The organism is Gymnodinialimonas mytili (genome assembly GCF_037544085.1).
Taxonomy (GTDB): Bacteria; Pseudomonadota; Alphaproteobacteria; order Rhodobacterales; family Rhodobacteraceae; genus Gymnodinialimonas; species Gymnodinialimonas mytili.
The window spans coordinates 1,262,602-1,271,438 of the sequence record NZ_JBBIFW010000001.1; the positions used below are offsets into that span (position 1 = coordinate 1,262,602).

Annotated in this window: 6 protein-coding genes, 1 tRNA gene and 2 rRNA genes (1 of these 9 running past the window's edge); 2 read left to right on the forward strand and 7 right to left on the reverse strand. The window is 58.9% G+C overall.

Annotated elements, in window-relative coordinates; all coding sequences use genetic code 11:
- Positions 1–111: 111 nt before the first annotated feature.
- From V8J82_RS06200 to V8J82_RS06210, 3 genes are all read right to left on the reverse strand, one after another.
- On the reverse strand, positions 112–1,392 hold the full coding sequence (locus V8J82_RS06200) for an ABC transporter permease (RefSeq protein WP_339974537.1): 1,281 nt from the start codon (positions 1,390–1,392) through the stop codon (positions 112–114).
- 8 nt (positions 1,393–1,400) lie between these two features.
- Positions 1,401–2,207, reverse strand: coding sequence for a taurine ABC transporter ATP-binding protein (locus V8J82_RS06205; protein WP_339973239.1), 807 nt, complete (start codon positions 2,205–2,207; stop codon positions 1,401–1,403).
- A gap of 89 nt (positions 2,208–2,296) precedes the next feature.
- Positions 2,297–3,295 carry a taurine ABC transporter substrate-binding protein gene (locus V8J82_RS06210; RefSeq protein ID WP_339973241.1) on the reverse strand — a complete coding sequence of 333 codons (999 nt, stop codon included), beginning with the start codon at positions 3,293–3,295 and terminating at the stop codon, positions 2,297–2,299.
- A 267-nt stretch (positions 3,296–3,562) separates the two neighbouring features.
- Between V8J82_RS06210 and V8J82_RS06215 the strand changes: the two genes are divergently transcribed.
- Complete coding sequence (locus tag V8J82_RS06215; RefSeq protein ID WP_339973243.1) at positions 3,563–4,336, forward strand: IclR family transcriptional regulator; 774 nt, start codon at positions 3,563–3,565, stop codon at positions 4,334–4,336.
- Positions 4,333–5,631, forward strand: a complete 1,299-nt coding sequence (locus V8J82_RS06220; RefSeq protein ID WP_339973245.1) for an NAD(P)/FAD-dependent oxidoreductase — start codon at positions 4,333–4,335, stop codon at positions 5,629–5,631. The genes V8J82_RS06215 and V8J82_RS06220 overlap by 4 nt, the downstream gene beginning before the upstream one ends.
- A gap of 50 nt (positions 5,632–5,681) precedes the next feature.
- Here the strand turns inward: V8J82_RS06220 and V8J82_RS06225 are convergent.
- The 4 genes from V8J82_RS06225 to V8J82_RS06240 all read right to left on the reverse strand — a co-directional run.
- Positions 5,682–5,758, reverse strand: a tRNA-Met gene (locus V8J82_RS06225).
- A 90-nt stretch (positions 5,759–5,848) separates the two neighbouring features.
- Positions 5,849–6,484 carry a hypothetical protein gene (locus V8J82_RS06230; protein WP_339973247.1) on the reverse strand — a complete coding sequence of 212 codons (636 nt, stop codon included), beginning with the start codon at positions 6,482–6,484 and terminating at the stop codon, positions 5,849–5,851.
- A gap of 137 nt (positions 6,485–6,621) precedes the next feature.
- Positions 6,622–6,736 (reverse strand): 5S ribosomal RNA (rrf, locus tag V8J82_RS06235).
- Positions 6,737–6,878: 142 nt separating this feature from the next.
- Positions 6,879–8,837 (reverse strand): 23S ribosomal RNA (locus tag V8J82_RS06240); it runs 1,378 nt beyond the window's last position.

Below are 8,837 nucleotides of genomic sequence, written 5' to 3' on the forward strand. Positions count from 1 at the left end.
AGCGCTCGCCCTGAAAGCGAGCATTCGCGCGGTTGCAGCGACCTGGTGCTTCGTCCCGCAAAGCGGGCGCCCGAACCGTGTGGGCGCCCGCTGTGTCATGGGTGGCTTTGGTCAGCTTTTGCCTTTCCAGGGCACCAGGATATTTTCGCCCCAGCGCATCAGGATATCGATGCCGAAGCCGATGATGCCGATCAGGATGATGCCCAGGATCACGATATCGGTGTTCTGGAACCGCGAGGCGACCATGATCATCATGCCTGCGCCCTGCTCGGCGGCCACAAGCTCAGCCGCCACAACTGTGCCCCAGCAGACCCCCATCGCCACGCGGGCGCCGGTAAAGATCTCAGGCAGGGAGTTTGGCACGATCACATGACGCATGATCTGCGCCTTGCTGGCCCCGAGCGAATAGGCGGCGTGGACCTTTGAGATATTCACGCCCGACACACCGGCCCTTGCGGCAATCGCCATGATCCAAAGCGCGGCCAGGAACAGCAGAACGATCTTACCGGTCTCACCAATCCCGGCCCAGATGATCACCAAGGGGATCAGGGCCAAAGGCGGCACCGGGCGCATGAATTCCACGATCGGATCGAACCAGCCGCGGAACCAGTTGCTCAGACCCATCGCATAGCCCAGCGGGATACCGACCAGCGCACCAAGGATGAACCCGACCACAACACGGAACAGCGAATAGCCCAGATGTTCCCACAGGGTGAAATTCCGGAAGCCTTCGGTTGCGATCTGAACCAGACGTTGCGCCACGTTTTCGGGCGGCGGCAGCCAGATCGGCTCCATCTGCCAGCCCTGATCGGGCTGGATGTTAAGCGATCCGCGGGTCGACATGACAATCGTGCCGAACGGAAATTCCAGCCGCCCACCGGGTGTGATCTCACGCCCGTTCACCGCGATGATATTGGTGCCATCGTCGCGGGTCAGCAGATCGTTGTCCTGCAACCGCGCCAGTTCCGAGCCATAGGCTTCGATCACGAGGCTGTCGTTCACGGCAAATCCATCGCCGGGATCGACCTCTGGCGCGTCAGGTTCGCCATCGGGGTGGCTTTCCTCATCCCAGACCAGGAACGTCACCGTGGCGTCGTCGGTATTCCCGTCGGCATCCTGAACCGTGTGCACAAAGGTCTGCTCGCCGATGAAAGGCCCCGGCATATGCAGGAAAGACGGGATCAGGGCCGAGCCCGTGAAGGTCGCCCACAGAAAGAACAGCGTGATCACCGAGATGATCGAGGCGCGCCGGTCCGAGGTGACGGCGCTTTCATCGCCGAAGGTCACCGTTTTCAAAGACGAAAAGCCGGTCCGCGCAATACCGCCGGCGATGGCGCGCACCAGAAAAAACGAGGCAATGAAGATCCCCGCATAGATCAGAAAGGGGGTCATCGAGCTGATCATTGCGCTGCCTCCGTCCGGCCCATGATTTCTTCTTCCATATCCCAGATCATGCCCAGGATTTCCTCACGCGTGGTGCCGAATTGCTCGTGTTTCTTGACCTCACGCAGGTCGGCATCGACGCCCATATCCGCGAAGGGCAGCGCATATTCCTTGTGGATGCGACCGGGCCGCGGGGCCATCACGATCAGGCGTTCGCCCAACAGCAGCGCCTCTTCCACCGAATGGGTGATCAGGATGATCGTCTTGCCGGTCTCTTTCCATAGCTTCAGAACCAGGCTCTGCATCTTCTCGCGCGTCAGCGCATCCAACGCGCCAAGCGGTTCGTCCATCAAGATCACGTCGGGATCATTGGCCAAGCAGCGGGCCAAGGCCACGCGCTGCTGCATCCCGCCCGACAATTCGTAGATCGCCTTTTCCTTGAAATCCTGAAGGCCCACCACCTCAAGCAGATGGTCGACATTGGCGCCGTAAGCGCTTTGCCGCTGGCCTTTCATGCGGGGGCCGAAGCTGACATTTTCACGCACGCTCATCCATTCGAACAACGCGCCTTTCTGGAACACCATGCCGCGCTCGGCATCGGGCCCATGCACCTCGTGCCCATTCAGCTCGATCACACCTTCGGTCGGCGCCAGAAACCCGGCCACGATGTTCAGCAATGTCGTTTTCCCGCAGCCCGACGGGCCAAGGACGCTGAGAATTTCACCTTGTTTGATGTCGAGCGACACATCCTGCAGGGCTTGCACAGCCCCACCCCCAGGAATGTCGAAGCGCATCGAGACGTTTCGAATGGCCAAGCCGGACATTATAGGCCCCCTCTGAAGTCAGAGTCCCCTGACCTGACGTGAGTATAGAAAAAGGGGCCCGACGATGCGGGCCCCTTGGTGTTGCGGATTTAGTTAGCGGCGGTTTCGAGAGGCCCGGTATTGACCCGGTCTTCGTAGCTGTCGAGCGCGCTGTCGATGGAGCCGGCTTCGACGAAGACATTCGCCACACCGCCCATGAACGTGGCCATGCCACCGCCCATCCAGGTGTCGCTCAGCACGGTTTCCGCATCGGGGAAGGCCATGGTCGAAATCGCGCTGCGCGCGGCATCCAGATCCATACCGGCCTGTTGCGCGATATTGGCCAGCATCTCGTCAGAGCCTTCCGCATTCCAGCGCGCATTTGCGGCGGTGCTGACGGACAGGAACGAGGCCACCAGATCGGGGTTCTCAGCCACGAATTCGGCGGGGGCCGAGATCACGTCAAACACCAGAATGCCCAGCTCGGTCTTTTCTTCGCCGGTCAAAAGCACGTTGCCATATTCCAGCATGCGCGCCAGGCCACCGCCGTAGCCGCAGGCGAAATCAACGGCACCTTGGCTCAGCGCGGCAGCACCTTCTGGCGGCGCCATGTCGACGATATCGAGGCTGGCCAGTTCAACGCCGAAATGCTCCATCTGGCGCAGGAAGCCATAGTGAGCAGCGGTGCCCAGCGGTACAGCCACGCGGCGACCGGCCAGCTCGGACGCGTTGTCAGCGTCGATTTCCAGGTCGGTGCGCACGACGCAATTGTCGTTATCGGCGTAGGTCACGGCGACGTCGACCACTTCGATATCCTGACCGGCCGAGGCCGCGACCACGAAGGGCGGCAGGCCCTGGGATACGGCGATCTGCACATCACCCGAGGCCATCGCGGCGGACATGGCCGTTCCGGTCTCGAACGACACCCAGTTCAGCTCGACGCCCATGGCTTCTTCGAACTCGCCATTGGCCCAGGCGTCATACATGGGCAGCGGCCATTCAAGGAAATAGGCGACGGTGATTTCTTCCAGGTGGCCGTCTGCCAGCGCAGCTTGGCCGGAAGCCAGAATTGCCGTACCGGCCAGCAATGAGGCGATTGTCTTTCTCATGTCTCTCTCCTGTTGGGATCGATTTTTTTTGATTTGTATGAACCCGGATCTGCAATGGCGAGTATTGCGATTTTTGTTTTACTTACGATGCAAGAGGCTCCTACAATGCAGAACTCAATGTTCCGTATAACAAGGCTAGTCATCGGGTTTGGATAGCGTCAACCTTTTTCTGACGCCGAAAGAGAGCAGACGCCGCCGGAAATGGCTTGTCAATTCACACTGCGCAATTTGCAGGCGGTTTTAAGTAGAACAATAGTGGGGACGCGGATGGCGCGACCGAAAGAAAGTTCGATTGTCAGCAAATGCGCCCTGATCATGGACACGCTGGGCAGTGCGCGTCAGCCCCTGCCGTTCAGCGAGATCGTCGCGCGCACTGGTTTCGTCAAAAGCTCCTGCCACCGCATCCTGGCCGTTCTACAAAGCGAGCAGATGATCGAATACGATTCCGACAGCCGGACCTATTTCACTGGGTCGCGCCTGCAGAATTGGGCGCCGTCCAGCTTGGACCGGCACGGTGTTCAAGAAGCAGCGGCGCCGATCATGGATGCGCTCAGCATGCGCGCCCGAATGAACGCGGCCTTATCCGCGCTGGAGACCGATTGCATCTTATATCTGCGCACCTCGGACTATGTCTCTTTGCGCTTTGCGGCCCGCGCGGGCGACCGGGCGCCATTGCATTGCACCGCGGCGGGCAAGATGTTCTTGGCCGCAATGGAAGCCCGGCGGCGTGCGGAATTGCTGGCGCTGTTGAAGCTTGAGGCGTTTACGGAGTTCACCAAGACCAATCCCGACGAGCTGGAAGCCGAATTGGAAAGTGTTGCCGCGCAAGGGTTTGCGGTCGCCGTCCGCGAGGAATACCTCCATGTGGTCGGGGTCTGTGCACCGATCCGAAACGGGCAATCCCAAGTCATCGCTGGATTGTCGCTCTGGGCGCAGACCGATGACGCGACACCCGCCGAATTGATGGCGCAGGCGCCCGATATCATAAAAGCCGCCGAGGAAATCTCACGGCGGATGGGCTGGAGAGGAGATATCCGATGATCACCGCCGAGGCGACGACGGCACCGGCCTCTCTTTGGGCGTATACTGCGCCGGAGACCGCGGCCAACCCACCATTGCGCGGAGATCACAGCACCGACGTCGCGGTCATCGGCGCCGGGTTTACCGGCCTTCGGGCGGCGCTGCATCTGGCGGAGGCGGGCACGCGGGTGATCGTGGTTGATGCCGGGGATGTCGGTGCCGGGGCCTCCGGTCGCAATGGTGGCCAAGTCAATCCGATGCTGCCGTTCAATGCGCCCTCAAAAATTCGCGAGATCGTGGGCGCGAAGACATTCGAACGGCTGGCCGAGGCCTCGCTGGGCTCAGCGGACGCGTTGTTCGATATGATTCGACGCTATCAGATCGACTGTCAGGCCCGTCAAAACGGGTGGCTGCGGGTTAATCACTCAAACGCAGCCCATCGCAAGGCCATCGCCGACACGCAGAATTGGAACGCCATTGGCGCCGAGATGGAGGTGATCGATGGCGCCGAGGTTCGGCGGCTATCGGGGTCCGACACCTATCAAAGCGGGATGGTGAACCCGCGCGGCGGCGCCGTCCAACCCCTGATGCTGGCCCAGGGTTTGGCGCGCGTGGCGCGTGACCGCGGCGCGCGGATCCATGGCGGCAGCGCGGTAAAAAGCCTGTCGCGGCAGGGGGATAGCTGGGTGGTCGCCACGGCCCATGGCCGGATCACCGCGCAAAGCGTGATCGTGGCAACAAACGGATATTCTGACGATCTGGTTCCGAATCTGGCGAAAAGTGTGATTCCGATCACGCCTGTTCAGATCGCCTCGGACCCGCTGCCCGAGGATGTGATTGCCGAGATCCTACCCCACGGACACACGATCTCAGATTCGCGGCGTGTGATCATGTATGCGCGCCGAGAGCCGGACAATCGTATGGTCTATGGCGGTCACGGGCAGCCCGACCGGCACGGGAATCTCGGTGGCTTCGACTGGTTGGTCAAAGACGCGGAACGGGTCTTTCCGCAACTGCGCGGGGTCACGTGGCGGCATCGCTGGGGCGGCAAAATCGCGATCACCGATGATCATCTGCCGCATCTGCATGAGCCAAAGCCGGGATTGCTGGTCGGGCTGGGCTACAATGGCCGTGGCGTCGCGATGGCGAATGTGATGGGCCGTGTTTTGGCCGAGCGCGCCATGGGTGCCGCGCCGGAGACGCTACCCTTTCCGATAACGTCGCTGGCGCCAATCCCGCTGCGAAACGCAAAGGTGTTTGGGCTGCCGCATGTGATCCGCTGGATGCGATTCCTAGATAAGATCGAAACGCGGTAGTGGATCGGGCCAGGCACAAAAAAACCGGCGTCTAAGCGCCGGTGATTTTTTGGTTGCGGGGGTAGGATTTGAACCTACGACCTTCAGGTTATGAGCCTGACGAGCTACCGGGCTGCTCCACCCCGCGCCAATACCGGTGACGTATATCGCCTGACTCCGAGTCGCAAGGGGGGTCTGTGACAGAAATGTAAACTTCCTGCCGAACCGCGCATTTGCCTCAGATTTCAGAGCATTTCACCTGGGTCATAGCGAGACGACGGCTGAGTGCTGCGACCAGCACGAAGCCGGATATCAACGCGATCCACAGCGCGGTCCGCCCAGGTCCAGATTGTGTCGGACTTATTTGGATCGGGTCGCCTGCAATAAGATCGTGGGACCGGCGAGACACCAGCGCGCCGCGTTCAAAATAGAGCAGATCGACCGCCATGTTTTCGGGGAATGGGCCGTTGAACGATACTGCGAGCGGGCCTGCCTCGAACGGGATATCTGCGACAAACGCCCCATAGAAGCGCAGATCGCCCAAGCTGGGCAATTGGCGATCCGGTGTGGTGCAGAGCGCCGTCGAAATCGACGCCTCAAACGGGGTCGAGAAGCGCAGCGGATCGTCGGATATGTGCAGGAGAGCGGAGGTGGTGCGGGCAACGGAGATGTTCTCTGCCGTATTGAGGGTGATGTGATCGGCCATGTGTTGCGCCGCATCTCTGGCAAGGCGCTGCGCCTCGGCAAATGTGGCGCCCTCTGGCGGCTCCAGGGCCGGGCCAGCGAAAGCCTCTGACATGACCGGGGCTGGCGCGCTGAGATAAAGTGTCGTCACCGCCGCATTGCGATTCACGATCAGGGTGACGTCCGCCATCGCGCTTGATGCCAAACCCCACACAACCGCCGCAAATGCCCATACATATCTCATGTACAGACAACACCCGTAGGGCGCCGAAAATTCGATAAGATTTGAGGAAATCGTCAGAGAGATACGCGCTTGTTTCTTACTAGGTTTGGCGGTGACCTACTCTCCCACACCTTAAGATGCAGTACCATCGGCGCAACGGCACTTAACGGCCGGGTTCGGAATGGAGCCGGGTGTTTTGCTCGTGCTATGACCACCAAACCAAGAAAGAAACAAACGTCCAAAACCCTAAATTATTGATTTCAGGGTCATATTTGGAGTTTACAGACGTAAACTATCCAAGTCAGCACACCGATGGTGATGCTTGTGGATCACGTGAGGCCATTCCTGGCTTTCACTGGATCAAATCAAGCCTATCGAACAATTAGTACCGGTCAACTGAACGCATTACTGCGCTTACATCTCCGGCCTATCGACGAGGTGGTCTACCTCGGTTCTCAGGGATACCTTGTTTTGAGGGGGGCTTCCCGCTTAGATGCCTTCAGCGGTTATCCTTTCCGATCATAGCTACCCAGCACTGCCATTGGCATGACAACTGGTCCACCAGTGGATCGTTCACCCCGGTCCTCTCGTACTAGGGGCAACTCCTCTCAAGTATCCTACACCCACGGCAGATAGGGACCGAACTGTCTCACGACGTTCTAAACCCAGCTCACGTACCTCTTTAAACGGCGAACAGCCGTACCCTTGGGACCTGCTCCAGCCCCAGGATGAGATGAGCCGACATCGAGGTGCCAAACGGTGCCGTCGATATGGACTCTTGGGCACCATCAGCCTGTTATCCCCGGCGTACCTTTTATCCGTTGAGCGATGGCCCTTCCACTCGGGACCACCGGATCACTATGGCCGTCTTTCGACTCTGCTCGACTTGTCAGTCTCGCAGTCAGGCTGGCTTCTGCCATTGCACTCAACGAGCGATTTCCGACCGCTCTGAGCCAACCTTCGCGCGCCTCCGTTACTCTTTAGGAGGCGACCGCCCCAGTCAAACTACCCGCCACAGAGGGTCCCGGAACCGGATAACGGTCCGCGGTTAGACAACAAGAATGCGAAGGGTGGTATCTCAAGGATGGCTCCACCGAAACTGGCGTTCCGGTTTCAAAGCCTACCACCTATCCTGCACATCCCAGTCCTGTTGCCAGTCTGAAGCTGTAGTAAAGGTGCACGGGGTCTTTCCGTCTAACCGCGGGAAGCCTGCATCTTGACAGGCAATTCAATTTCGCTGAGTCGATGTTGGAGACAGCGGGGAAGTCGTTACGCCATTCGTGCAGGTCGGAACTTACCCGACAAGGAATTTCGCTACCTTAGGACCGTTATAGTTACGGCCGCCGTTTACTTGGGCTTCAATTCAAGGCTTGCACCTCTCCTTTTAACCTTCAAGCACCGGGCAGGCGTCAGACCCTATACGTCGTCTTGCGACTTCGCAGAGCCCTGTGTTTTTAGTAAACAGTCGCCACCCCCTGGTTTGTGCCCCCAGTCAATACTTGCGTAGAAACTGGGCCTCCTTCTCGCGAACTTACGGAGGTATTTTGCCGAGTTCCTTCAACATCGTTCTCTCAAGCGCCTTGGTATTCTCTACCAGTCCACCTGTGTCGGTTTAGGGTACGATCTAATGGAGGGCTATTTCCAGGAACCGATCAGCGGCCCACCCAATCCGATAAGGGTGAACAACCTTCACGATCCGTCACATCCTCCTGGCCCAGGAATATTAACCTGGTTCCCATCGACTACGCCTTTCGGCCTCGCCTTAGGGGTCGGCTTACCCTGCTCAGATTAACTTTAAGCAGGAACCCTTGGACTTTCGGCGACAGGGTCTCTCACCCTGTTTGTCGCTACTCATGTCATCATTCTCACTAGTGATCACTCCACCGGATCGCTCACGCGCCGGCTTCACAGTCAAACCCTTCTCTCCGATCCGCCCGAAGACGAATAAAAGAGATAGGTTTTATCACACTACGCTCCGCTACCATGCCTTACGGCATCCTCAGCTTCGGCTCATGGCTTGAGCCCCGATACATCTTCGCCGCAGGACAACTTATTTAGACCAGTGAGCTGTTACGCTATCTTTAAAGGATGGCTGCTTCTAAGCCAACCTCCTGGTTGTTTTGGTCGTCCCACCTGCTTTCCCACTTAGCCATGAATTAGGGGCCTTAGCTGGAGGTCAGGGTTGTTTCCCTCTCCACGACGGACGTTAGCATCCGCCGTGTGTCTGCCATCTAGTACTCCCGGGTATTCGGAGTTTGGTTAGGATCAGTAAGCCTGTGGGGCCCCATTACCCATCCAGTGCTCTACCCCCCGGGGTATT

Coding starts and splice junctions, on each gene's coding strand:
- V8J82_RS06205 (WP_339973239.1), bottom strand. CDS start 2,207: ATGTCCGGCTTGGCCATTCGAAACGTCTCGATGCGCTTCGACATTCCT.
- V8J82_RS06200 (WP_339974537.1), bottom strand. CDS start 1,392: ATGACCCCCTTTCTGATCTATGCGGGGATCTTCATTGCCTCGTTTTTT.
- V8J82_RS06210 (WP_339973241.1), bottom strand. CDS start 3,295: ATGAGAAAGACAATCGCCTCATTGCTGGCCGGTACGGCAATTCTGGCT.
- V8J82_RS06230 (WP_339973247.1), bottom strand. CDS start 6,484: ATGGCGGACGTCACCCTGATCGTGAATCGCAATGCGGCGGTGACGACA.
- V8J82_RS06220 (WP_339973245.1), top strand. CDS start 4,333: ATGATCACCGCCGAGGCGACGACGGCACCGGCCTCTCTTTGGGCGTAT.
- V8J82_RS06215 (WP_339973243.1), top strand. CDS start 3,563: ATGGCGCGACCGAAAGAAAGTTCGATTGTCAGCAAATGCGCCCTGATC.